The sequence below is a fragment of the Streptomyces sp. NPDC007905 genome (assembly GCF_042959345.1).
Classification (GTDB): domain Bacteria; phylum Actinomycetota; class Actinomycetes; order Streptomycetales; family Streptomycetaceae; genus Streptomyces.
Map to the genome: position 1 here is coordinate 494000 of NZ_JBIBKS010000001.1, position 23787 is coordinate 517786.

17 protein-coding genes and 2 pseudogenes are annotated in these 23787 nt (G+C 70.4%); 8 read left to right on the forward strand and 11 right to left on the reverse strand.

The genetic code is table 11. From position 1 onward, the window contains the following. Positions 1-251: 251 nt before the first annotated feature. The 5 genes from fdh to ACFZDC_RS02505 all read left to right on the forward strand — a co-directional run bounded on the left by fdh (position 252) and on the right by ACFZDC_RS02505 (position 8825). Positions 252-3542: a formate dehydrogenase gene (fdh, locus tag ACFZDC_RS02485; RefSeq protein ID WP_391319495.1), complete on the forward strand. Its 3291-nt coding sequence runs from the start codon at positions 252-254 to the stop codon at positions 3540-3542. Then, the gene (locus ACFZDC_RS02490; protein ID WP_391319496.1) at positions 3539-4558 is read left to right on the forward strand and encodes a 4Fe-4S dicluster domain-containing protein; all 1020 of its coding nucleotides are present in this window, start codon (positions 3539-3541) and stop codon (positions 4556-4558) included. Before fdh ends, ACFZDC_RS02490 begins: the two co-directional genes overlap by 4 nt. Then, positions 4555-5616 (forward strand): NrfD/PsrC family molybdoenzyme membrane anchor subunit, encoded by a 1062-nt coding sequence (gene nrfD / locus ACFZDC_RS02495; protein WP_391319497.1) that lies wholly within the window; start codon positions 4555-4557, stop codon positions 5614-5616. Before ACFZDC_RS02490 ends, nrfD begins: the two co-directional genes overlap by 4 nt. 807 nt (positions 5617-6423) lie before the next feature. After that, on the forward strand, positions 6424-7839 hold the full coding sequence (locus tag ACFZDC_RS02500; protein WP_391319498.1) for a cytochrome ubiquinol oxidase subunit I: 1416 nt from the start codon (positions 6424-6426) through the stop codon (positions 7837-7839). Then, positions 7836-8825: a cytochrome d ubiquinol oxidase subunit II gene (locus ACFZDC_RS02505; protein ID WP_391319499.1), complete on the forward strand. Its 990-nt coding sequence runs from the start codon at positions 7836-7838 to the stop codon at positions 8823-8825. The genes ACFZDC_RS02500 and ACFZDC_RS02505 overlap by 4 nt, the downstream gene beginning before the upstream one ends. A gap of 234 nt (positions 8826-9059) precedes the next feature. Here the strand turns inward: ACFZDC_RS02505 and ACFZDC_RS02510 are convergent. The 4 genes and pseudogenes from ACFZDC_RS02510 to ACFZDC_RS02525 all read right to left on the reverse strand — a co-directional run bounded on the left by ACFZDC_RS02510 (position 9060) and on the right by ACFZDC_RS02525 (position 12871). Continuing rightward, positions 9060-9565: pseudogene (locus ACFZDC_RS02510) on the reverse strand (hypothetical protein). 27 nt (positions 9566-9592) lie between these two features. Continuing rightward, positions 9593-10768, reverse strand: coding sequence for an alcohol dehydrogenase catalytic domain-containing protein (locus tag ACFZDC_RS02515; RefSeq protein ID WP_391319500.1), 1176 nt, complete (start codon positions 10766-10768; stop codon positions 9593-9595). Next, positions 10765-11703 (reverse strand): SRPBCC family protein, encoded by a 939-nt coding sequence (locus tag ACFZDC_RS02520; protein ID WP_391319501.1) that lies wholly within the window; start codon positions 11701-11703, stop codon positions 10765-10767. Before ACFZDC_RS02520 ends, ACFZDC_RS02515 begins: the two co-directional genes overlap by 4 nt. An 826-nt stretch (positions 11704-12529) precedes the next feature. Next, on the reverse strand, positions 12530-12871 hold the full coding sequence (locus ACFZDC_RS02525) for a DUF2795 domain-containing protein (RefSeq protein WP_391319502.1): 342 nt from the start codon (positions 12869-12871) through the stop codon (positions 12530-12532). 119 nt (positions 12872-12990) lie between these two features. On the opposite strand from ACFZDC_RS02525, the gene ACFZDC_RS02530 reads away from it, so the two are divergent. The 3 genes and pseudogenes from ACFZDC_RS02530 to ACFZDC_RS02540 all read left to right on the forward strand — a co-directional run bounded on the left by ACFZDC_RS02530 (position 12991) and on the right by ACFZDC_RS02540 (position 16296). Further along, positions 12991-13203 (forward strand): hypothetical protein, encoded by a 213-nt coding sequence (locus ACFZDC_RS02530; protein WP_391319503.1) that lies wholly within the window; start codon positions 12991-12993, stop codon positions 13201-13203. A gap of 104 nt (positions 13204-13307) precedes the next feature. Continuing rightward, positions 13308-13669 (forward strand): annotated as a pseudogene (locus ACFZDC_RS02535) (DUF2267 domain-containing protein). Between the two features lie 488 nt (positions 13670-14157). Next, entirely contained in the window at positions 14158-16296 is a 2139-nt protein-coding gene (locus ACFZDC_RS02540) for an FUSC family protein (RefSeq protein WP_391319504.1), read from the forward strand. Positions 16297-16728: 432 nt separating this feature from the next. Here the strand turns inward: ACFZDC_RS02540 and ACFZDC_RS02545 are convergent, their stop codons facing one another. Genes ACFZDC_RS02545 through ACFZDC_RS02575 form a run of 7 tightly spaced genes read right to left on the reverse strand, consistent with a single transcriptional unit; the run spans position 16729 to position 23785 of the window. Beyond that, positions 16729-17274 (reverse strand): Hsp20 family protein, encoded by a 546-nt coding sequence (locus ACFZDC_RS02545; protein ID WP_391319505.1) that lies wholly within the window; start codon positions 17272-17274, stop codon positions 16729-16731. A 48-nt stretch (positions 17275-17322) separates the two neighbouring features. Beyond that, complete coding sequence (locus tag ACFZDC_RS02550) at positions 17323-19137, reverse strand: FAD-dependent oxidoreductase (protein WP_391319506.1); 1815 nt, start codon at positions 19135-19137, stop codon at positions 17323-17325. Beyond that, positions 19137-19400: a UBP-type zinc finger domain-containing protein gene (locus tag ACFZDC_RS02555; protein WP_391319507.1), complete on the reverse strand. Its 264-nt coding sequence runs from the start codon at positions 19398-19400 to the stop codon at positions 19137-19139. The genes ACFZDC_RS02550 and ACFZDC_RS02555 overlap by 1 nt, the downstream gene beginning before the upstream one ends. A gap of 5 nt (positions 19401-19405) precedes the next feature. Further along, positions 19406-19852: a thioredoxin gene (trxA, locus tag ACFZDC_RS02560; protein WP_391319508.1), complete on the reverse strand. Its 447-nt coding sequence runs from the start codon at positions 19850-19852 to the stop codon at positions 19406-19408. Beyond that, positions 19849-22488, reverse strand: coding sequence for an ATP-dependent chaperone ClpB (gene clpB / locus ACFZDC_RS02565; RefSeq protein WP_391319509.1), 2640 nt, complete (start codon positions 22486-22488; stop codon positions 19849-19851). Before clpB ends, trxA begins: the two co-directional genes overlap by 4 nt. Then, positions 22479-22853, reverse strand: coding sequence for a chaperone modulator CbpM (locus ACFZDC_RS02570; protein ID WP_391319510.1), 375 nt, complete (start codon positions 22851-22853; stop codon positions 22479-22481). The genes clpB and ACFZDC_RS02570 overlap by 10 nt, the downstream gene beginning before the upstream one ends. Beyond that, positions 22850-23785: a DnaJ C-terminal domain-containing protein gene (locus tag ACFZDC_RS02575; RefSeq protein WP_391319511.1), complete on the reverse strand. Its 936-nt coding sequence runs from the start codon at positions 23783-23785 to the stop codon at positions 22850-22852. The genes ACFZDC_RS02570 and ACFZDC_RS02575 overlap by 4 nt, the downstream gene beginning before the upstream one ends. Positions 23786-23787: the final 2 nt, after the last annotated feature.

Sequence of the window (23787 nt, forward strand, 5' to 3'; positions counted from 1 at the left end):
CCCGTGCAGTACCACCGGGTGCACTCATTGGCCCGTCTCCCGGCCGTGGTGCGGTCCGGGCTGTTGGGGCGGTGCGCCTGCTGGGCTTCCCACGGGCCGGGCGTCGCGGGCACCGGCCCAGTCAGGCGCTCCGCACTGATCCATCGGCGCCGTCGTTGCACCGGTGCCTCGCCGCCCGACGTCGACTTGCATTCGCTCCCCGCGCGAGTAGCGTCGATCAAGGGGTACCCCACCCACGAAGGAGCGCGCGTATGGGCCTGGCACGGTGGATCGGTCAGTGGCCCGTATACCGGCAGCTCACCGGCCCCGACCGGCTTGGCCGGGGCAAGGCGGCCGAGTCCCCGCGCTCGGCAGCTCTCGGACCCCGCACCGACCGCGCGGACCGGGTCGCGGACTCCGTCTGCCCCTATTGCGCCGTGGGCTGCGCGCAGCGCGTCTACGTCAAGGACGACCGGGTCATCCAGATCGAGGGCAACCCGGACAGCCCGATCTCGCGCGGCCGGCTGTGCCCGAAGGGATCCGCCAGCAAACAGCTCGTCACCGGCCCGCAGCGTGAGCAGAAGGTCCGCTACCGTCCGCCGTACGCCACCGAGTGGCAGGACCTCGATCTGGACACGGCCATGGACATGGTGGCCGACCGGGTGCTGGACGCCCGCCGCAGGGGTTGGCAGGACACCGACGACTCCGGGAACACACTCCGCCGCACCATGGGCATCGCCAGTCTGGGCGGCGCGACGCTGGACAATGAAGAGAACTATTTGATCAAAAAGCTGTTCACCGCTCTGGGCGCGCTCCAGATCGAGAACCAGGCGCGTATTTGACACTCCGCCACGGTTCCCGGTCTGGGAGCCTCGTTCGGACGCGGCGGCGCCACCGACTACCAGCAGGACCTGATCAACGCCGACTGCATCATCATCATGGGCTCGAACATGGCCGAGGCCCATCCGGTCGGCTTCCAGTGGGTGATGGAGGCCAAGGCACGCGGCGCCAGGGTCATCCACATCGATCCGCGCTTCACCCGGACCAGCGCACTGGCCGACCAGCACGTCACGCTGCGGGTCGGCAGCGACATCGCGTTCCTCGGCGGCGTCATCAACCACATCCTGTCCAACGACCTGCATTTCAAGGAGTACGTACAGGCGTACACCAACGCGCCGTTCCTGCTGAGCGATCGTTACCAGGACACCGAGGACCTGGACGGACTGTTCAGCGGCTACGACCCGCACACCGCCTCCTACGACCCGTCCAGCTGGATGTACGAGGGCATCGCGGCCGAGGAGCGCCCGGGGAAGCGTCACAAGGAGCAGGCCGCGGCCTACCAGCACGGTGCCGGCGGCCCGGTCGTCGAGGGAGGCGCCGGAGACATCGCCGCCGACCCCACGCTGCAGCACCCACGCTGCGTCTTCCAGGTGCTCAAGCGGCACTTCGCCCGCTACACCCCGGAGATGGTCGAGCGCATCTGCGGGGTGCCCCGGGAACGGTTCCTGGACGTGTGCCGGGCCTGGACGGAGAACTCCGGCCGGGAACGCACCGCCGCGCTGGTGTACAGCGTCGGCTGGACCCAGCACTCCGTCGGCGCCCAGTACATCCGGACCGGTTCGATCATCCAGCTGTTGCTGGGCAACATCGGCCGCCCCGGCGGAGGCATCTACGCCCTGCGCGGGCACGCCAGCATCCAGGGCTCCACGGACATCCCGACCCTGTTCAACCTGCTGCCCGGCTACCTGCCGATGCCGGACACCACCCACGAGAACCTGACCGCCTACCTGGACGGCATTCGCCGCCCCGACCAGAAGGGGTTCTGGGGCAACGCCGACGCCTACATGATCTCCCTGCTCAAGGAGTACTGGGGTGAGGCGGCGACAGCGGAGAACGACTACTGCTTCGACTACCTGCCCCGCATCAACGGTGATCACGGCACCTATCGCACCGCCATGGACATGGTCGACGGGAAGGTCTTCGGCTACTTCCTGCTCGGTCAGAATCCCGCGGTGGGGTCCGCGCACGGCCGCCTCCAGCGCCTCGGCATGGCCAACCTCGACTGGCTCGTCGTCCGCGACCTGACCATGATCGAGAGCGCCACGTTCTGGAAGGACGCCCCCGAGGTGGAGACCGGGGAGATCGTCACCGAGCGCTGCCGCACTGAGGTGTTCTTCTTCCCCGCCGCCTCGCACGTGGAGAAGGCCGGCACCTTCACCCAGACCCAGCGGATGCTGCAGTGGCGGGACAAGGCCGTCGAACCAAGCGGCGACCAGCGGTCGGAGCTGTGGTTCTTCTACCACCTCGGCAGGCGCGTCAAGGACGAACTGGCCGGCTCGACCGACGACCGCGACCGGCCCGTGCTCGACCTTGCCTGGGACTACCGCACCGAGGGCGACGAACCGTCCGCGGCGGACGTGCTGCGCCATATCAACGGCATCGACCTGCGGACCGGCCGGACCGTCGGCGGCTACCCCGACCTCAAGGCCGACGGCAGCACGGCCTGCGGCTGCTGGATCTACAGCGGCGTGTACGCCGACGAGACCAACCAGGCCCGGCGCCGCAAATCCCGCTTCGAGCAGGGACCCTACGATGCCGAGTGGGGCTGGACCTGGCCGCTGAATCGGCGGGTGCTCTACAACCGTGCCTCCGCCGATCCGCAGGGCAGGCCCTGGAGCGAGCGCAAGGCGCTCGTCTGGTGGGACGAGGGCCGCGGGGAGTGGACCGGACACGACACCCCGGACTTCGAGAAGGACAAGCCGCCCCACTACCGGCCTCCCGAGGGCGCATCGGGGCCGCAGGCCCTGAGCGGCGAGGACGCGTTCATCATGATGTCCGACGGGAAGGCGTGGCTGTTCGCGCCCACCGGCCTGGCGGACGGCCCGCTGCCCACCCACTACGAGCCGCACGAGTCGCCCGTGCGCAACCTCCTGTACGGCCAGCAGGCCAACCCCACGAGGAAGGTCTACGGGCGCCGCGACAACCCCTCCAACCCGGCTCCCCCCGAAGCGCACGGGGAGGTGTTCCCTTTCGTGTTCACGGCGTCGCGGCTCACCGAGCACCACACCGCGGGGGGCATGAGCCGCCAACTGCCGTACCTGTCGGAGCTGCAGCCCGAGCTGTTCGTCGAGGTGTCGCCGGAGCTGGCGGCCGAACGCGGCCTGCGCCACCTGGACTGGGCCCACGTGATCACCAGCCGGACAGCGGTGGAGGCCCGCGTCTTCGTCACCGACCGGATGGCGCCACTTCGTGTCGAGGACCGGACCGTCCACCAGGTCTGGATGCCCTACCACTGGGGCAGCGTCGGGCTCACCACCGGCGACGTCGTCAACGACCTGATCGGAGTGGTGGCCGACCCGAACGTGCTGATCCAGGAGAGCAAGGTCCTGACGTGCGACATCCGCCCCGGACGACGGCCCAGGGGGCCCGCCCTCCTCGCATACGTCCAGGACTACCGCCGCCGGGCCGGGATCACCCCGGAAACCGGCACCCGCATCGTGACGACGGGCGGCGACAACAGGCCGACCCACACCGAACCCCACCGGGCGGAGGATTCCCCATGACGGACGAGCACAGTCTGTACGGGCCCCTCGAGGACCCCGCCGCGGACGCCGGCCACCGCGACCACCCGCCCAGGGTCGGCTTCTTCACCGACACCTCCGTGTGCATCGGCTGCAAGGCGTGCGAAGTCGCCTGCAAGGAGTGGAACGACGTCCCGGAGGACGGCCTCGACCTGCTGGGCATGTCCTTCGACAACACCGGCATGCTCGGCGCGAGTTCCTGGCGGCACGTCGCCTTCATCGAGCAGGAACGCCCACTGGGACGACAGGACCCCGGCCTGTCCGACCTGCCCACCGGGCCCTCGGCCACCGAGCACACGGCCGAGGTGGTCGCGGACGCCCTGCGGGACGCGCCCCGGGGCGGTGGCGAACTGGGCACCGAGCCCGTCGATCTGGGCTTCCCCTCCTTCGACCTGCCGGGCGCCGGGAGCGGCGCGGACACCCGTACCGACTTCCGCTGGCTGATGTCCTCCGACGTGTGCAAGCACTGCACCCACGCCGGATGCCTCGACGTCTGCCCCACCGGAGCGCTCTTCCGCACCGAGTTCGGCACCGTGGTGGTGCAGCCCGACATCTGCAACGGCTGCGGCTACTGCGTGTCCGGCTGTCCCTACGGGGTCATCGACCGGCGGCCCGACGACGGCCGGGCCTGGAAGTGCACCCTGTGCTACGACCGCCTGCGCGGCGGCCTCGAGCCCGCCTGTGCCAAGGCCTGCCCGACCGACTCCATTCAGTTCGGGCCGCTCGACGAACTGCGGGAGCGGGCCGACCGGCGACTGGAGCAGTTGCACGAGGCGGGCGTGGGCGAGGCACGGCTGTACGGGCGCGATCCCGAGGACGGAGTGGGCGGCGACGGCGCGTTCTTCCTGCTGCTCGACGAGCCGGAGGTCTACGGGCTGCCGCCGGACCCCGTCGTGCCGACGCGTGACCTGCCGTCCATGTGGAAGCACGCCGCGGTGGCGGCCTCCGCGCTGCTCGCGGCCACCGCCGCCGTCTTCGTCAGGGAGGGTCGCCGATGACCGACGACGACGGACTCCTGCGCGAGCCGCGCAGCGACGCGGGCGCCGCCGACCTGCATGCGCCCACGTTCGGCGCGGGCCGCGACCGACACGACGACCAAGGCGTCGCAGCGGACTCGGAGTTCCGCTCCTATTACGGGCGGCCGGTACTGAAACCGCCGGTGTGGGAGTGGAAGGTGCCGGCCTACCTGTTCACCGGCGGCCTGTCGGCCGGTGCCGCCCTGCTCTCCGCCGGCGCCGACCTGACCGGCCGTCCGGCTCTCTGCCGCGCCGGGCGCCTGGGCGGCTTCGGTGCCCTGCTGGCCAGCAGCTACCTGTTGATCGCAGACCTCGGTCGTCCCGAACGCTTCCACCACATGCTGCGGGTGGCCAAGCCCAGTTCACCGATGTCCGTCGGCACATGGATCCTTGTCGCCTACGGACCCGGCAGCGGCCTGGCCGCCATGACCGAGCTGCTGCCGAGCTCCCTGCGCGCCATGCTGCCCGGCCGCCTGCCGGCTCGGGTCGGCCGCTTGGCAGGTCTGTCCTCGGCCGCGTTCGCCCCCGCTCTGGCGTCCTACACCGCGGTGCTGCTCTCCCAGACGGCTGTGCCGGCCTGGCACGAGGCACGTCGGGAGCTGCCCTTCCTGTTCGCGGGGTCCGCGGCGGCGAGCGGCGCGGGGCTCGGGATGCTGCTGGCCCCCGTGCACGAGGCGGGCCCTGCCCGACAGCTCGCGGCCCTCGGGGCGAGTGCCGAACTCGTCGCCGCCCGGCTGATCGAACGCCGGCCGGGCCTGGAGACCAAGGCCTACAGCAGAGGCCGGGCCCATCGGCTGCGCCGGGCATCCGAATATCTCACCCTCGCCGGTGCCCTGGCCGCCGTCACCGTCGCCCGCCGCAGCCGCCCCGCCGCTGCCGCCGCCGGGCTCGCCCTGCTGGCCGGCAGCGCCCTTCAGCGGTTCGGCACCTTTGACGCGGGCGTCGCCTCGACCAAGGACCCGGCCTACGTCGTGGTTCCCCAACGCGCACGTCTGAACGCCCGTGGCGGGCAGCACCGGCATGGCGACCAGGTCGAATGACGTCGTACCCGAGGGAATGGTTCGGAGCACGAGGGAACTTCCGGAGTGGCCCGGGCGAAGCGCTCGCCCTGTCCACTGACTGGCGCCGACGAGATGGCCCTGAAGGAGGAAACCGGCGAAACCGCCGCCCGCTGGAGCGGGCCTGCTGCGGAATGGCCGTTTACCATCGAGCGCGGAAGGCAAGGCATCCTCGGAATTCCCCACCATCATTCCCCCATCGTCGATCGACCTGGCCGCTCAGGAGGATCTTTCTTCAGGCGGGTGCGAAGTGCCGAAAGGTGAAGGCCGTGAGCGATTCGAATGACACGGGCAGAATCCTTGAGCAGGTGGAGGAGAACGCGGGGAAACGCGGCCCGCAGCCGACTCCAAGCGCCTCGCGGCATGCCGCGGCCGGGTGGGAGGCCGTCCGCAGCACCGAACTCGTCCGCGGGCACGTCGTCCGCGGACGTCGACCCCTGACCAGGTTCCGCCTGGGCCACGCCGAGAGGGACGGCATCCAAAACAGGACCCAAGTCCCCGACGGATTCCAGTACGGGATTTTGACGTCGGCGTCCCGCCGGGCTTCCGCGTCCCGGGGTCCGTCCGCGCGCTCGCCTGCGCACTTCCGCCCGCCGCGCCGGGGCCACCTCGGTGCTCCGCACCCGGCGGACACACCGTACCGGCCGTCTCTGACCTCGTCGGCGGCAGCGCCCTTGGGCATGCGCCGCCCGGCGTGAGCCTTCGCCGCGCGGATACCGGCACCAGCAGCCTGTCCCCAATCCACGGCATGAGAGTCGTCCGCCGCCGTCCGAGCCGGAAAGAAAATGCATGGTGTTGTCTGCCCTTCCAGCAGCCGCCGACCCGCCACAACTCCTCCCCGCGCGTGAGCAGATGGCGTTCACACTGGGCTTCCACATCATTCTGGTGCCCTTCGGCCTCGCATTCACCTTCATGATGTTGGTCTGCCACTACCGGGCGCTGCGCCGCGGTGATCAGCAGGCGCTGGTCCTGGCGCAGCGCTGGTCCAAGGTGGCCGCCGTGCTGTTCGCGGTGGGGGCCGTGTCCGGCACCGTGCTGACGTTCGAGCTGGGGCTGCTTTGGCCTGGGCTCATGGGCAAGTACGGGCCGGCCTTCGGGTTTCCGTTCGCCATCGAGGGTCTCTTCTTCTTCCTCGAAGCAATCTTCGTGGCCATCTACATCTACGGCTGGAAAAGGCTGCCCCCGTGGCCGCACTTCTTCACCGGCGTCGTGGTCACCCTGGCGGGCGTCGGCGGAACGGCCTCCGTCATCGCGGCCAACAGTTGGATGAACCAGCCCGCCGGAATCGCGGTGCGGAACGGGCGTGTGGTGGGCGTGATCCCGTCCCAGGTCTTTTTCAACGGCGCGTTCTGGTGGGAGATGGTGCACATGCTCCTCGCGGCGTACATCGTCGCGGGGTTCATGGTCGCGGGCGTGTACGCGTGGGGCCTGCTCAAGGGACGCCGGGACCACTACCACCGGCTGGGGTTCGCCGTACCGTTCACGGTCGCCGCGATCGCCATGCCGCTGCAGTTCCTCGTCGGGGACACGATCGCCCGCCAGGTGTACGACAGGGAGCCGGCGAAGTTCTCCGCCATCGAACTCCTACCGACCACCGGTGATCACGTCCCGGAGACCCTCGGCGGCATCTTCGTCGACGGCAAGGTGCGCTACGGCATCCAGCTTCCCGACGTGGCCTCGATCCTCGCCGGTTTCACCCCGTCCACCACGATCAAGGGCTTCAATGCGATTCCCGCAGCGGTACGCCCCACGGACTCGGTCGTCAGCATCGTGCATCTCGCCTTCGACGTCATGGTGGCAACCGCATCGCTGCTGCTCCTGCTGGCACTCTGGTTCGCCTGGCTGTGGTGGCGGCGGCGCGAGGTGCCGACCAACCGCTGGTTCCTGCGAAGCTCCGCGGTCTCCGGGCTGGTCGCGCTCGTCTCCCTGGAGAGCGGCTGGGTGGTGACCGAGGTCGGCCGCCAGCCGTGGACTGTCGTGGGACTGCTGCTGACGGAGAACGCCGTCGCCACGCAGGGGAACCTGTGGCCCCTGTTCGCCACGGTTCTCCTGATCTACGCGTGCGTCGCCGTCGGCGCCTTGTACGTCCTGCGCACCTTGCGCCGCCACTGGTCGGAGGAGGGCGCGGAGGCCGCCGTGGTCCCGTACGGCCCCCGGCCGGCGCCGGCGACGAACGGGCGCCCCTTGGGAGGCGATGACGCATGAGCGATTTCATCGCCGTGGTCCTGTTCATCGGGGTGATCGCCTACGCCCTCTTCGGCGGCGCCGACTACGGGGCCGGCTTCTGGGATCTGACAGCCGGCGGCGCCGCGCGGGGACGTCCCGCACGGGAGCTGATCAACGTCTCCATCAGCCCGGTGTGGGAGGCCAACCACACATGGCTGATCTTCTGCTTCGTCACGATCTGGACAGCCTTCCCCCAGGCCTTCACCGCCATGACCACCACTCTGTACATCCCCCTGGGTCTGGCGGCGCTGGGCATCGTGGCCAGGGGCTCAGGCTTCGCCTTCCGGCACGCGCTGGCCCGAGGGCGGGGAGAATGGATCAGCGGTGTCGCCTTCGCCTCTTCGTCGGTGCTGACCCCGTTCTTCTTCGGCACCGTCGCGGGCGGGATCGCCTCCGGTCGCGTCCCCTCAGCCGGACACGGCGACCCGCTGTCCAGCTGGCTCAATCCGACATCCGTTCTCGGCGGCGTCCTCGCGGTCACCGTCTGCGCCTACCTCGCCGCCGTGTTCCTCACCGGACAAGCCCAGCGCCGAGCGGACACCCCCCTGGAGAAGGCGTTCAGCCACCGGGCCTTCGGGGCGGGCATCGTTGCGGGACTGGTGGCGCTCGTGGGCGTGTTCGTACTGCGTGCGGACTCCCCGCGCCTGTTCCAGCAGCTGAGCACGGTGGGTGCACCGCTCCTGGTCGTCTCAGGCCTGTGCGGCCTGGCCGCGCTGCTCCTGCTGCGCAGGGGCAGCCCCCCAGTCGTACGCACCCTGGCGACCATCGCGATCACCACCGTCGTCGGGGGATGGGGAGTGGCTCAGTACCCGTACCTCCTGGGCACCCACCTGACGATCCAGCAGGCGGCGGCTCCGACGGCCACCTTGTGGGTGCTGATCGCGGTGTCCTTTGTCGCGGTTGTCCTGATCGTACCCTCGCTCCTCCTGCTGTACAGCCTGCAACTGCGCCGCAAGCTCGGCTGACGAGGAACTGCCGCCACCGGAACGCCGCGCGCGGCGTCGTCCCGGGGTCACGGTCCGTCGCGGAGGCGGTGAGGTGGTGCGACAGGACCCGTCTCGACCTGCGCGGACACCGCCACCCCTCGAGACGGCGCACGTCGTCACCGCCGATGCCGACCCGGCGCATCACGGAGCCGCTGTATGCGACCTTCCCTGACGATCCCGCCGGACGCGCCGTGGCATCCCTGGCCCAGCGGCTCAGCCGACTGTGGTGGCCAGTGCCTCCTCGGCTTGGCGGACGCGCCACTCCTCGATTCTTTCCTGCTGTCGCCGGGCTCGTTCGAGCAGCGTGTCGAGCCGGGCAGGGTCCAGGCGCTCGTCGGCGGCGCTGAGGCGGCGCAGGACCTGCCACCCGGCCGCCTTTCCCTCAACCCCCAGCCGTAGGGCCTCCAGATCCAGCATGGTGCCGAGCGGGGACGGGCGTAGCAGGTGGCCGTTGGGCTTCAGCCGTCCCAGCTTCTCGCCCGCCCAGCCCGCGCACACCTCGTAGCGGCGAACGGGAACGCCGAGATCCCCCATGATGTCCAGCAGCGCTGCCCGGTCCTGGGCGATTCTCGGCCGCTACGGGCTCGATCGCGACCGAGCGCGGACCCGCAGGCGGCGCGCGCCAGTCGGGTGGCGCGTTCGACCCCGGCGGTGGCGCCGGCGAGGTGGGCGTCCCGGCGAGCTCCTGCCACCAAGAGTCCGGCCGCTGGGCGCCGCAAGGGCGCCGCAGTTCATCGGCGCGTCCGTCACGGCTTGAGGACGACCTTCTCGCATCGGTCCTTCTTGTTCTTGAACAGGTCGTAGCCGGTCGGTGCCTCGGTCAGGGGCAGCCGGTGGGTGATGACCCGGGTGGGGTCGATCTTGCCCTGCTCGATCAGGCCCAGCAGCGGTTTCATGTACTTCTGCACGTGGCACTGTCCGGTCCGCAGGGTCAGGGACCTGTTCATCCAGGCGCCCGCCGGGAACTTGTCGATCAGCCCGCCGTATACGCCGATGACCGACACCACGCCTCCGCTGCGGCAGGACAGGATGGCCTGGCGCAGGGCGTGCGGCCGGTCGGTCTCGGAGCGGACCGCCTGCTTGGCGCGGTCGTAGAGGTGGACGTGGGAGGCACCGTGGGTGGCCTCCATGCCGACCGCGTCGATGCACTTGTCGGGGCCCCGGCCGCCGGTGAGTTCGAGCAGTGCCGACCGTACGTCGGTGTCCGCGAAGTTGATGGTGATGTAGCCCTGGGCGGCGGCCATGTCGAGCCGGTAGGTCTCCTTGTCGATCGCGATGACCTTCTCCGCGCCCAGGACCCGGGCGCTGTCCATGGCGAACTGGCCGACCGGCCCGGCGCCCCAGACGGCGACGACGTCACCTTCCTGGATGTCGCACATGTCGGCGCCCATGTACCCGGTCGGCAGGATGTCGGACAGGAACAGCACCTGCTCGTCGCTGAGATCCGACTCGATCTTCAGGGCGTTGACGTCGGCAAACACCACCCGGGCGTACTCGGCCTGGCCGCCGGCGAAGCCGCCGGTGAGGTGGGAGTAGCCGTAGATGCCGGCGGTGGGGTGGCCGAAGAACTTCTCCGAGATGCCGGCGTTGGGGTTGGTGTTCTCGCAGCACGAGTACAGCTCCGCGCGGCAGGACGCGCAGGCCCCGCATGCAATGGGGAAGGGGACGACGACCCGGTCACCGACGCGCAGTTTGCCATCGCTGATGCCGGGGCCGACCTCGATGACCTCTCCCATGAACTCGTGGCCCATGATGTCGCCCTTTTGCATGGTGGGGACGTAGCCGTCGAGCAGATGGAGATCGGAGCCGCAGATCGCCGTGGAGGTGATCTTCACGATGGCGTCGCGGCTGTTGAGGATCGACGGGTCCGGTACTTCCTGCACCTCGACCGAGTTGCGTCCCGTCCAGCAGTTCGCCTTCATGCCAGGGCCTCCTTCAGTTCGTCCTCGGCCAGCGGTCGGGCCGGGTGCTGCGGGAACTCGCCGCGGGCCCGCTTGCCGCCAGGTGCGCCCTCGGAGCGGACGACCTCGCCGGTCTCCGCGATCTGCTTGAAGCGGCGCAGGTCGTCGTCCAGCCGCTGGTGCGGTTCCGCGCCGAAGTAGCGCGCCGCGGCCTTGCCCAGTGCTCCGCCGGGCAGGTCGTAGCGCAGGGTCACCCGGATCTCCGTGCCCCGGCCGCCGGGGGCGGGCACGAAGCGGACCTCGCCGGAGTTGTCGATGTCGGCACCGTCCACCGACCGCCAGGCGATCAGCCGGCCGGGGACCTCCTGCGTGGTTTCGGCGTCCCATTCGACCGCCTTACCGAACGGCGCGCTGGCCCGCCAGTGACTGGTGCGCGGGCCGGTGACACGCACCTCGTCCAGGTGCGCCATGAAGTCCGGCAGGCGCTCCAGGTCGCTCCAGAGGGCGTAGACCTCGTCCGGGGATCGGATGACGGTGGTGGCCGCGGTCAGTTCCATGGGGGTGCTCCTACGGGTGCGGGTCACGGCCGCGTAGACGTCCGTGGCCGTGATGGCGGTGACCGCGGCGGTCGCGGCGACGGTGCGGCCCAGGCCACGACCGTCGTGATTCTTCAAAGCCCGGGTCAGCATCGTCAGATCCATGAGATCGCCACCGACGCGGCCCCAGAGCCAGGCGGGGTGCGGCCGCCCCAGCAGCCCGGCCGCCGCCGCCAGCTCGCGCACACCCACGGCGGTCGTGGCCGAGCGGTGCCGGAATGCGTCGTCCACGCCCAAGGCCCGGGCGAAGCCCGCCGGGGCGACGACCTGGGGCACACCCAGGAGCGCACTGGCCCAGCCCAGACCACGCACGAGCGGATCGTGTTGGAGGCGGGAGGTGGAGCGGGTGTCTGTCTTCATTTGTGCTCCCTACGTGCGGTGAGGTGAACGGAAGGCGGGTTGCTTGAGCGAGAAGGTGAAGGGCGCATAGCGGACAACGCCGAAGTTTCCGCGTGGCCCGTATTCAATCCTCAGCCGGCGTACCGAACCGGCGCAGCCGTCCCGGTCGCGACGTGGACGTGACGCAAGCCCTGGCCTTGACAGCGTCCTCACCGGCCAAAGCGCTGAGCGATCTCCGTCGGCGCGTCCGGATCCACCAGGAGAGCCACGTCCGTAACGCACTGCATCGACACCCGCATGACCGGACCCTTCTCGTCGGCGGCCCCGGCGATCACCAGTGCCCACCAGGACGCCCCGAGAAAACGCCGGCGCCCCGCGACACGCCGGCCCCAGCCGACAGGTGCAGGCGGTACGGCCGGATGTCCTCGTCCTCCCAGTACAGGGTCCGCTCCGACCATCGGGCCACGATTGCGTGCGCCACCGCGAACTCACGCGCCGCGCCACCCGGCCCGCACCGTACGCCCCGCCACCGGCCAGCCCCGCTTCGGTGTCCGGCCCTGGAGTAGCGGCTCGGTCCGCATCCACTGCGCGTCACTCAACGGCGCACCCGGACCGACGATCCGTCAACGGCGGGCTTGGCCAGGCGGAATGGCCCGCGTCAACCGGCTCTGACTCCCGTTCACTGGCCTCGCTTGAGCGCTCGCTGGTGTGTTCACCACCGCGGCATTCGGTCCTGTGTTCGGCGGTCCAGCGTGCAGGTGGACGCAGTCGTACCCCGTGTCGCTGTTGAGTTTTCCCGGTCTGCGCCCACCGAGCGCGGTCCGCGGTACCCCCTTCACCAACGCGATCAGTCTGGCTGTCGTGCAGGTTCGCCCCACTCGGTGATCAGACGGATTTTGAAGCCGAACTGGTGGGCCCTTTGAGAAGCCGATCTGAGTGACTCCGCCACGGAATGCGAATCTGACGCGCGTGGCGTGAGAACACGAACGTCACCCGAGCCGAGCCGGTCCAAGAGAAGCTGAGCCGACACAGGCAAAACTGAGGAAAGAAGTCGCCAAGCTGGGTACCCGAAGCTGACCATTTCCTCGGGCGCTCCGGCATTCTCGGCGGCCTGGACCAGTTCCTCCCTGCCCGCAGGGAAGGTGACGTCCTGCAGCGCCTCCGGCACGTCCCGTACGCTTGTGAACATGCCTCCTCCTCAGCTGTTGTCCAGGGGCACTTCGTACCGGCTCGTGCTACCCGTGGCGTTGCCGGAAAAAGCGGCCGACGGGGACATCAAAGCATTTCGGGGAATCCAGGGGAGATCACATGCCCGGCAAAATCGAACGTGCCACCCTGCGCGCCGCGGCTCAGGCCGCCGAACATGTCCTGGCGAACGCTGCCGAGCAGGCCGAGCGCCAGTACCCGCAGGACCCGTACGCCCAGCGCGTCGCCGAGGCCGGGATGCTCACCGGTGCGTTGAGGGTCCTGCTGGACGCGGTGCGCCCCTTTACCGAGGAAGGGGAAGAGGACGGGCGGTGACCGGCGCTTTCGGCACCGGCCGCGAGGTTGGCGCCGGCATTTCGTTCACCGTTTCGGGCAGTGCATGCGCGGTACCTGTGAGGGGTTGCAGGATTGGAGACGCCATGGACAGCGACGAGTTCATCCGGCTCGTCAGCCGGCGGGCCCACGTGCCCGAGGAGCAGGCTGGAGAGCTGACCCGGGCCACGATGCTGACCCTGGGCGAGCGGATTACCGGCGGCGAGGCCAGGCACTTGGCCGGCGTCCTGCCCGCCGAGATCGCCCCGCCGCTGATCCACCGGAGGATGCCGCCGAGAAATTCGGCGTTGACGAGTTCGTCCGGCGAGTGAGTGAGCGTGCAGGCCTCGGTGAGACCGTGGCGCGCAGGGGCGTTGCGGCGGTTTTCATGACTCTGGGAGAGGCCGTCCCCGGCGCGGAGTTCCAGGATGTGATGTCGCAACTGCCGAACGAATTCCAGAACATCTAGCTCGGACATCCCGGCGCCCGGAACACGGCTGCGCGCAGCCCATGAGAATCGCTCGCTCGCAAGCGCTTGTTCGACACCCACCTGGCCGTTGGGAGGCTGGAAGAAGCGGTGGCTCGGCATGTGCGCTCTCCGGTTCCCCATTCGAGGGCCCGGCGCACGTGGCCGGCTCTTGGTCCGTGGCCACTTGGGGCATGCTTTGATGCCTGTCGCGGGTTACGGCACGGATTCCAGCGACTCCCCGCCAGTGCCTCGCCGACCGGGGAGCTCATCCGGCAGCTGGCCCCGGCGCCACGGCGTCGACGGTCACCGTGGTCAGGCTGTCGCAACCGCCGCGCGAACGCCTGGGGCTGAGCGGTACTGCGGTGCTCGTCGTCAGCAACGCTGGACCACACCGGGCGGTCCCGCACGGGGTCCGCGGCAAGCGTCGGCAGCATGCGTTCCGGAGTGCCGACGCGACGTCTCACCGCCTTCGCCCTAGGCTCGGATCCGTGAGATGGCTACGGGCGCTGGGAGACTCCATGCGCGCCGGGCTTCGCGTCGAGCGGACGCGGCTCGAACCCCTGGTAGCACTGCGCGCCGCGGCCGGGGTGGCGACGGTGATCGCGCTCGCACTGTGGCTGGTGTCCCCGGCCTACGCCGTCTCCGCGGCGTTCGGCGCGTTCTCGGCCGGCGCCTCCTCCTTCCAGCGGGGTTGGCGCCCGCGCAAGGTGGTCGCGCTGGCCGCCGGATTCGGGCTGGCCATCAGTACGTTTCTGGGCTATCTGGTGGCAGGGCACCTCGTGCTCTTCGTCCCGCTGCTGGCCGCGTGGGCCTTTCTCGCGGGCATGGCCTGGGCGGTCGGACCGAACGCCGGCATCGTCGCAACAGCCACGGTGGGCATCATGCTCGTCACGATCACCCTGCCCACCAGTATCGAACAGACGCTTGAGCACGCCGCGGTGATCGCGTTCGGCGGTGTGGTGCAGGCGACGCTGATCCTGCTGTTTCCCATCCGCAGGTGGGGGGCGCACCGTGACGCGCTCGCCGACGCCCTGGCTGCCGAGGCGGACTACGCCCGACGGTTGCGCCACGACCCGACCGGCCCCTTCGATCCGCAGCCGCTGATGACCGCGCGCAGCGCCGCCACCCTCACCCCGTCGCAGGCACGCCACCGGCCCCGCATCCTGCACGGTCCACGGGGCCTGGCCGAACGCATCCGGCCGACCCTCGCCGCGCTCGCGGACCCCCAGGTCGGGGCCCCGGCGGAGGGCCCTGGGCGGGACCGGGCACGGGAGTTGCTGAGCGCCGCCGCCGACATCCTCGACGCCGCCGCGGCGTCCATCCGCCACGGCACTGCGATCCGGGCTCCCGCCAGAGCGCTCCAGGCTTTGCGCGTCGGCGAGGAGGACGAGGTGCTGGACGGGCCCGCACGCCGCGCGGCCGCCCAGCTGAGCAGGCTGCTGGGTGAGGTGCTGGAGATCGCCGACAGTCGTGACACCCGTGCGCCGCCCGCCGCCGCCGGTGCGGACGGGCAGTCGCTGGTGGAGCCCACGATGTTCCGGCTGGTGCCCGTGGTCGTGCGCGCCATGCGCCGCGAGCTTCGCCCCGACTCCCCCGTGCTGCGGCATGCCGTGCGCCTCGCGGTGGTCGCCTCCCTCGGGTACCTGCTCGGCACGGCGCTGCCCCTGGGCCACGGCTACTGGGTGCCCGTCACGTCCGTGATGGTGCTGCGACCCGACTTCCACGACACCTACGCGCGTGGCGTGGCGCGGTTCGTGGGCACCGTCGTCGGGGTCGGGCTGGCGACCGGAGCCGTGGAAGCGCTCCACCCGGACGCGTCCGTGTCCGGCGGCCTGGCCGTGGGCTCCGCCGCGCTGACGTATCTGTTCATGCGTACCGGATACGCCGTCTCGCAGTGCTTCACAGCGGCATACGTCGTCTTCCTCCTCGGCATGGGCGGCGAGACATGGCAGCAGACGGTACGGGACCGTGTCCTGCTCACCCTGCTCGGCGGTGCGCTGGCGATGCTGGCATACGTCGTCTACCCGGCTTGGGAGACACCTCGGCTGCGGGACCGGCTCGCGGACTGGCTCGACGCGAACGGTCGGTACGCGGCTGCCGTGCTCCGCGCCTTCGCCGAGCCGTCCGGGCAGCGGCGTGCGGACGTGCGGCGGGCACTGCTCGACAGCCGCGCCGCGAACGCCGCGTGGACCGAGGCGTTCACCCGGGCCGGCCGGGAGCCCGTACGGCATCGCGGCCTGACGCACCACGAGGCCGAGGAGGCGCAGGACGCGCTGCGGTCACTCGGCCGGGCCGCCATGCTGCTGGAGAGCCATCTGCCCGACAGCGACGACGCCCGCCCCGTTCCGCAGGCGGCTCGGCTGGCCGACGCCCTGGAGACGGACACCGCGCGCGCAGCGCGGAACCTGCGCGAGGGGCGCGACCTCACATGGGAGCATGTCGCCGGTGTTCTCGACGAGTGGGACACCGATGGAGGCGAGCAGGACCGGATCGTGCGGCGAGGAGCGGAGCTCCTCGCGCAGGCGCTGAACGAGCTGTCGACCGCCGTGAGCCAGACACCGCTCGAGCGGGACGTCGAGCCCGCCCGGCGGGAGCGGCGCGAACACGCGGAGCAGGCCGCCCAGTGACAACTGCCTTGCCGGCGCAGGCGCTTGCTGCCCCCGTCGGTCACCCGTCCCCTCACTGCCGGTGATGTGGTAGGGCACCGGCGAAGCTCGGTCCTGCGGAGAGGGTCCAGTCGATCGTGTCGGACATGACCCGGCTCAGGAGTGGGCCGCTCAAGCGCCTGGTCGGGTCCGGACGAGGCTGGGAGGCCGCCACGCCGGGCCGCAGGCCGGTCGGATCGCCGAAGGTCGGACGGCCCGCGCGGATTCCGGCTGATCGACCCTGTGCGAAGGCCGTAGAGCTGCATGATCCTGAGGCCATGATCGGTCGGCAGGCCGGGCTCTGACGGGCGCGTCGAAACCCTACCGACCAACCGCGCCGTGCAGGCCGTCGCCTCCGTCTCGACGGCGGCGGTGGCGGACAGTGGTCCGGCACCGCCGGCTCGGCGGGGTCTCTCAGGCGGCGGTGGTGCCGCCGCCCGCCGCAGCGCCGCTCTGGGCGGCCTCTTCGCGCGCGCCCTCGCCGGACTCACTGATCTGGACCCGGCGGGGCCTGGCGGCTTCGGCCTTGGGGACGGTGATGCTGAGCACTCCGTCGTGCATGTCGGCCTTGATCTTGTCGGTGTCCAGCTCTCCGGGCAGCCGCAAACGGTACTCGAAGGCTCCGACGCGGCGGGTGCTGCGGCGCAGGACGCCCTTGCGTTCCCGCTCCTTGATCTCTCCGGTGACCACGAGTTCGGGACCGTTGGCCTCGACGTTGATGTCCTTGCTCTTCACACCGGGGAGTTCGATCTCTATGTGGAACGCGTCCTCGGACTCCGACACGTCCGCGAGAGGCGTCCACGCGGCCGCGGGTGCCGCGCCCACCGTCGACTCCAGCAGACCGCTCATCTGGTTGAGCAGTTCGTCGAACTCGACCAGGGGATTGAGAGGGGTGTGTGCCCAGACGACGGGCCGTTCCTGCATTCCGCCACCGCGGTGGCGCCGGACGGGCGTGGCCATCGCCATCGCCTCCTTCTTCCTTCTCGTGATCTCATCGCCCACCATGTGTCATGCGAGCCATGCGGACTCCTTGTGACGTATGTGTGGGGCGACGTCCGAGCCGCCCGCGGGAGCAGGCGTGCCCGTGGTGCCGGGTGCGGCCGAGTGCCCCAGGTGCCGGTGGACGAAGTGGATGGCCATCGCGCCCTCCCCGGCCGCCGAGGCCACCCGCTTCACCGAGCCGCTACGGACGTCCCCGGCCGCGAAGACCCCGGGCAGGCTGGTCTCCAGGGTCATGCAGGAGCGCCCGCGACCGTGCCACACCTCGGGGGAGGCGCAGGCTTCCTGGGCCTCCGGCCCGGTGAGGACGAAGCCGCGGGAGTCGAGGGCGATGGTGCCGGTGAGCCACTCGGTGTGGGGGTCGGCGCCGGTGAAGACGAACAGGCTCCTTACGGCGAGCCGGCGGTGCCGGCCCGTGCGGTTGTCGACCACGTCGAGCTCCTCCAACACCTCCTGGCCGACGGCCTCGGTGACCTCGGTGTGCAGCATGACCTCCACCCGCGAATGGCGCTCGATCTGGTCGACCAGGTAGCGGGACATGTTGGCCTCAAGGCTGGATCCCCGGACCAGCAGGTACACCTTCGGCGCGTACCCGGCGAGGAACAGCACCGCCTGGCCCGCCGAATTGCCGCCGCCGACCACGGCCACCGGGTCGGTGCGACACTGCTGGGCCTCGTAGACGGTCGCCGAATAGTGGACGCTCGTTCCCTCCAGGCGTTCGATGCCGGGCACCTGGAGCCGGCGGTAGCGGGCACCCGTGGCCAGGACGACGGCGCGGGCGGCGATCTCGCTGCCGTCGGCGAACGCCACCACGTAGTGGTCGTCGTCCTTGGGATGGAGACCGGTCACCTCCGCCGGAATGCTGATCCTGGCGCCGAACTTGTCGGCCTGGAGCAGGGCACGTTCGGCGAGTTCGGCGCCGGAGATGCCGGAGGGGAAGCCGAGCAGATTCTCGATGCGGGACGACGTGGCGGCCTGGCCGCCGGTGGCCAACGCCTCCACCACGGTGGTGCTCAGGCCCTCGGAGGCGGCGTACACCGCGGCAGCGAGGCCGGCGGGTCCGGAGCCAACGATGAGGACGTCGCCGTGACGGTTTCCGGCAGTCAGTGACGGCAGACCGATGAGACGGGCCAGTTCGGCGTTGCTGGGGTTGCGCAACAGGGTGGTGTCCCGCCAGATGACGAGCGGTGTCTCCTCCGGGCCGACGCCGAAGCGGCGCAGCAGCTCCTCGGCCTCCTCGTCGGTCTCCAGGTCGAGCCACCGGTGCGGCAACCGGTTGCGGATGGCGAACTCGCGCAGCCGCCTGGTGTCGGGCGAGTAGCGCGAGCCGATGATGCGGAAGCCGGCGCCCTGTCCGACGAGCAGCGCGCGACGGCCCAGACAGGCGCGCAGCACGACGTCCCCGATGGTGGAGTCCTGGGCCACCAGGCGGCGCAGCCGATCCAAGGAGACGACGAGGACCTCGCCCGGCTCCCTGGCGACAGCGGTGTAGAAGGCCACCTGCCCGTGCAGCAGCCCGAGTTCGCCGATGAAGCGACCGGGGCCGTGCACGCGCAGCACGTGCTCCTCGGGAGTGCCGTAGTCCTCGACGACGGCGACGGAACCGCTGAGGACGACGAAGAATGTCTCGCAGCGCTCCCCCTCCCGGATCAGCACGTCGTTCGGAGCCATGCTCCTGCGTTCCCCGTGCTCCGCCAGACGCGCTATCTGGTCCTCCGTAAGGCGCGGATACGCGCCGTAGATGTCCGGGGTCTCCCAGGAGACGGCCTCGTCCGCTGCCTCCGGCACCGGTTCTTCGCCCGGCAGCGACTGGTCGCCGGACATCAGACGAACGCCTCGTGGACGTAGCACCAGCGCCATTCCTCGCCGGCCTCGAACGACTCCACGATCGGATGGCCGTCGGAAGCGGCGTGCCTGCGCGCGTGCTTGTTCGGCGAGGAGTCACAGCAGCCGACGTGCCCGCAGGTCAGGCAGAGCCTCAGGTGGACCCACGGGGAGCCGAGCAGCAGACACTCCTGACATCCTTCTGGAGTCAGCGGCTGGACCGGCCGGACGAGCGCGAGGTGGGGGTCTGCGTGCAGAGTCATCCGGATCACCCTTCCCGGGCCATGATCGACTGTTCCACCCACTGGCGCAGGACGGGGGCGGGCGCCGCCCCGGCCTGCCGGGCGACGGTCCTGCCCTTGTCGAGGACGAGCAGGGTCGGCACCGCCTGTACCTCGAAACGCTGCGACAGCCGCGGGTTCTTGTCTACGTCGACCTTGACGAGTTTGATCCGTCCGGCGAGGTCGGTGGCCACCTGCTCCAGCGCCGGGCTGACCATGCGGCAGGGACCGCACCAGGTGGCCCACAGGTCGACCACGACGGGGACGTCGGCCCGCTCGGCGACCTCGGCGAAGTCGTCGTCGCCCGCGTCCACCATCCACGGTATGGGTTGCTTGCAGTTGCCACACTTGGGGTGCCCCTCCGCGGCCACGGGCACCCGGTTCTTGCGCCCGCAGTTCGGACATGTGACGGTCACCGCCTGCATCGTGCTCATGCCGCCCTCGCTTCCTCCGCCGCCTCGGGCTGGTCGTAGGTGACCACCAGTTCGCCCGCCTGGGCGTCGACCCGGATGGTGGCGCCGTCCTGCACGTCGCCGCGCAGCAGGGCCCGTCCGACGAGAGTTTCGACCTCGTGGGAGATGTAGCGGCGCAGCGGTCGCGCGCCGTACACCGGGTCGTAGCCCTGCTTGGCGATGAACTCCTTTGCACTGCTGGTGAGCTCGACGGCGATGCGGCGCTCGGCGAGCCGGCGGCGCAGCTCGTCGAACTGCAGCTCCACGATCTGCTCGATCTGTGCCTCGCCGAGTGGCTTGAACAGCACGATGTCGTCGACGCGGTTGAGGAACTCCGGGCGGAAGTGGCCGCGCAGCTCGGCCATGACCAGAGCCCGCGCGTCCGGCTTGATCTCGCCCTCGGCGGTGACGCCGTCGAGGAGGTGCTCGGAGCCGATGTTGGACGTCATGATGATCACGGTGTTGCGGAAGTCGACCGTGCGGCCCTGGGAGTCGGTGATCCGGCCGTCGTCGAGGACCTGCAGCAGGGTGTTGAAGACGTCGGTGTGCGCCTTCTCGATCTCGTCGAACAGCACGACCGAGTACGGCTTGCGGCGCACGGCCTCGGTGAGCTGGCCGCCCTCCTCGTAGCCTACGTACCCGGGCGGTGCGCCGACCAGCCGGCTGACGGTGTGCCGCTCCTGGTACTCGCTCATGTCGAGGCGGACCATGTTCTCCTCGGAGTCGAACAGGGCCGCCGCGAGCGTCTTGGCCAGCTCTGTCTTCCCGACGCCGGTGGGGCCGAGGAAGACGAACGAACCGATCGGCCGGCGAGGATCGCGGATGCCGGAGCGGGCCCGGATGATCGCGTCGGCCACGAGCTTGACGGCCTCGTCCTGGCCGATGACGCGCTCGCGCAGGATCTCGTCCAGACGCAGCAGCTTCTCCCGCTCGCCTTCCTGGAGGCGGGCGACGGGGATGCCGGTCCAGGCGGCGACGATCTCGGCGATCTCCTCCTCGGTGACGACCTCCCGCAGCAGCCGGTTCTGGCCCTGCTTCGCGGCCAGTTGCTCCTCCTCTGCCGTCAGCCGGCGCTCCAGTTCCCGGAGTTTGCCGTAGCGGAGTTCGGCGGCACGGTTGAGGTCGTAGTTGCGCTCGGCCTCCTCCGCCTCGTGACGCACCTGCTCCAGTTCCTGGCGCAGTTCCTGCACCCGGCGGATCGCCTGGCGTTCGGCCTCCCACTGGGCGTGTTTGGCGTCGGCCTCGGCCCGCAGGTCGACGAGTTCCTTGCGCAGCTCCTCCAGGCGGGCCCTGCTGGCCGGGTCGGTCTCCTTGGACAGGGCCGCCTCCTCGATCTCCAGGCGGGTCACCCGCCGGGTGATCTCGTCGAGTTCGGCGGGCATGGAGTCGATCTCGGTCCGCAGCCGGGCACACGCCTCGTCGACGAGGTCGATGGCCTTGTCGGGCAGGAAGCGGTCGGTGATGTAGCGGTGCGACAGCGTCGCCGCCGCGACCAGTGCCGTGTCCTGGATCTTGACGCCGTGGAACACCTCCAGGCGTTCGCGCAGGCCGCGCAGGATGGAGATGGTGTCCTCCACGTTCGGCTCATCGACCAGCACCTGCTGGAAGCGGCGTTCGAGCGCGGCGTCCTTCTCGATGTGCTTGCGGTACTCGTCGAGGGTGGTCGCGCCGATCATGTGCAGTTCACCGCGGGCCAGCATGGGCTTGAGCATGTTGCCCGCGTCCATGGCGCCCTCGGCTGCCCCCGCGCCGACGACGGTGTGCAGCTCGTCGACGAAGAGCAGGATCCTGCCCTCGGCCGCCTTGACCTCGCTGAGCACGGCCCGCAGCCGTTCCTCGAACTCACCGCGGTACTTGGCGCCGGCCACCAGTGATCCCATGTCGAGGGCGAACACCGTCTTGTCGCGCAGGCCCTCGGGGACGTCGCCGCGCACGATGCGCTGGGCCAGGCCCTCCACGATGGCGGTCTTGCCGACGCCGGGGTCGCCGATGAGGACGGGGTTGTTCTTGGTCTTGCGGCTGAGGATCTGGGTGACGCGGCGAATCTCCGCGTCACGGCCGATGACGGGGTCCAGCCGTCCGGACCGAGCCTCGAGGACCAGGTCGCGGCCGTACTTCTCCAGCGCCTCGTAGGCCACTTCGGGGTTGGCGGAGGTGACACGCTGGTTGCCGCGGACCTGGGTCAGCGCGCTCAGGAACGAGTCCGTGGTGATGCCGGCCTCTTTGAGCAGTCGCCCGGCCGCGGTCGCCGAGCCCTCCTCGGCCAGGGCGAGCACCAGGTGCTCCACCGACACGTACTCGTCCTTGAGGCGTTTGGCCTCCCGCTCGGCCGTGTCCAGCAGGCGGGACAGGCGCTGGGTGACGAAGACCTGCCCGGGTGCCGCGCCGGGGCCGGTGACCCTGGGACGCCGGGCCAGTTCCTCACGCACGGCAGCCCGCAGTTCCTTGGGTTCGCCGCCCGCCTGTTGCACCAGTCGCGGGACGAGGCCGTTTTCCTGGTCGAGGAGAGCGAGCAGCAGGTGCTCACCGTCGACCTCGGTGTGCCCCATGCGGACGGCCACCGTCTGGGCCTCCTGCAGGGCCTCCTGGGACTTCTGGGTGAGGCGGTTCATGTCCATGGCGGTATGTCACTCCTCGTACCGGCGCGGCGCAGCGCCGCTTCGAGCAGGCTGATGCGGTCCAGCAGATCGAGCACCAGGCCGATGGATGCGTAGTTGAGGCACAACCCGGTGCGCAGCCGCTGGACGCGGGCGAGGGCGGCCGGTGCCGTGGGCTCGAACACCAGCCCTCCGTAGGCGTCCCGCTCGGCCTCGACCAGTCCCAGTGCGACGAACCGACGGATGAGGTCGGGATGGACGCCGGAGCGGCGGGCCACGGTCTGCAGGGAGAGCCTGGGCACCGGCACGAGCGCGTACTGAACACGTACCGACGCGGGGGCTGTCAGCCAAGACGCCTGGCGCGCCTCGACCGGTGGGTCGCTCATCGTGTCCTCCTGGGGTCGAACGAGGAGACGGCGGCGAGCTCCTCGAACAGTTCGCGCTCCCGGTCGCTGAGCTTGGGCGGCACCATGATCCGGAGCTCGGCGTAGAGGTTGCCGTTGGCGCCGCGCGGTCCCGGCATGCCCTCGCCGCGCAGCCGCAGCCGCCGACCACTGGAGGACCCGGCGGGCACGGTCACCTTGGCCGTCGCCCCGCTCGGCGTGGGCACCGGAACCGTGGCGCCCAGCGCCGCCTCCCAGGGGGTGACCGAAAGCTGCACGTACACGTCCCGGCCGTCGAGGCGGAACTGGGGGTGCGGCTGGATTCGCACCCGCAGGTACAGGTCCCCCGCCGAGCCGTCGCCGCTGCCGCGGCCGCCCTCGCCCGCCAGCCGGATGCGTTGCCCGTCGACGACGCCGGGTGGCACGTCCACCTCGTAGCGCCGCTGCGCGGCGGGCCCGGCGAGGGTGACGGTGCGGCGGCCGCCGCGGTAGGCCTCCTCGACGGTGAGCGGCAGTTCGGCCTCCTGGTCGGCACCGGGGACACGCACCCGTCCGGCGCCCCCGAAGAGCGAGCCGAACAGGTCGTCGACGTCGATGCCCTCCGCGCCGAAGCCGCTGGTGGAGTACCGGACCCCGGGGCCGCCCCCGGTGGACCAGCGGAAGCCGCCGCCGGGTCCCGCGCCGGCACCGACCCGCTCCTCCCAGTCCTCGGGAACCTGCCGGAAGTCCTCGCCGAAGCGGTCGTAACGGGCCCGCTGGTCCGGGTCGGACAGGACACTGAAGGCGTCGTTGATCTCCTTGAACCGCTCCTCCGCCGTGGGGTCCTTGTTGACGTCGGGGTGGTACTTGCGGGCCAGCTTGCGGTACGCCCGCTGGATCTCGTCCTTGTCGGCGTTGCGCGGTACCCCGAGAACCTCGTAGAAGTCGCGTGCCATGG

Coding starts and splice junctions, on each gene's coding strand:
- ACFZDC_RS02530 (WP_391319503.1), top strand. CDS start 12,991: ATGCCCGGCAAAATCGAACGTGCCACCCTGCGCGCCGCGGCTCAGGCC.
- ACFZDC_RS02525 (WP_391319502.1), bottom strand. CDS start 12,871: ATGTTCACAAGCGTACGGGACGTGCCGGAGGCGCTGCAGGACGTCACC.
- ACFZDC_RS02550 (WP_391319506.1), bottom strand. CDS start 19,137: ATGTCCGGCGACCAGTCGCTGCCGGGCGAAGAACCGGTGCCGGAGGCA.
- ACFZDC_RS02545 (WP_391319505.1), bottom strand. CDS start 17,274: ATGGCCACGCCCGTCCGGCGCCACCGCGGTGGCGGAATGCAGGAACGG.
- clpB (WP_391319509.1), bottom strand. CDS start 22,488: ATGGACATGAACCGCCTCACCCAGAAGTCCCAGGAGGCCCTGCAGGAG.
- ACFZDC_RS02570 (WP_391319510.1), bottom strand. CDS start 22,853: ATGAGCGACCCACCGGTCGAGGCGCGCCAGGCGTCTTGGCTGACAGCC.
- ACFZDC_RS02505 (WP_391319499.1), top strand. CDS start 7,836: ATGAGCGATTTCATCGCCGTGGTCCTGTTCATCGGGGTGATCGCCTAC.
- ACFZDC_RS02575 (WP_391319511.1), bottom strand. CDS start 23,785: ATGGCACGCGACTTCTACGAGGTTCTCGGGGTACCGCGCAACGCCGAC.
- nrfD (WP_391319497.1), top strand. CDS start 4,555: ATGACCGACGACGACGGACTCCTGCGCGAGCCGCGCAGCGACGCGGGC.
- ACFZDC_RS02490 (WP_391319496.1), top strand. CDS start 3,539: ATGACGGACGAGCACAGTCTGTACGGGCCCCTCGAGGACCCCGCCGCG.
- trxA (WP_391319508.1), bottom strand. CDS start 19,852: ATGAGCACGATGCAGGCGGTGACCGTCACATGTCCGAACTGCGGGCGC.
- ACFZDC_RS02520 (WP_391319501.1), bottom strand. CDS start 11,703: ATGAAGACAGACACCCGCTCCACCTCCCGCCTCCAACACGATCCGCTC.
- ACFZDC_RS02515 (WP_391319500.1), bottom strand. CDS start 10,768: ATGAAGGCGAACTGCTGGACGGGACGCAACTCGGTCGAGGTGCAGGAA.
- ACFZDC_RS02555 (WP_391319507.1), bottom strand. CDS start 19,400: ATGACTCTGCACGCAGACCCCCACCTCGCGCTCGTCCGGCCGGTCCAG.
- ACFZDC_RS02500 (WP_391319498.1), top strand. CDS start 6,424: ATGGTGTTGTCTGCCCTTCCAGCAGCCGCCGACCCGCCACAACTCCTC.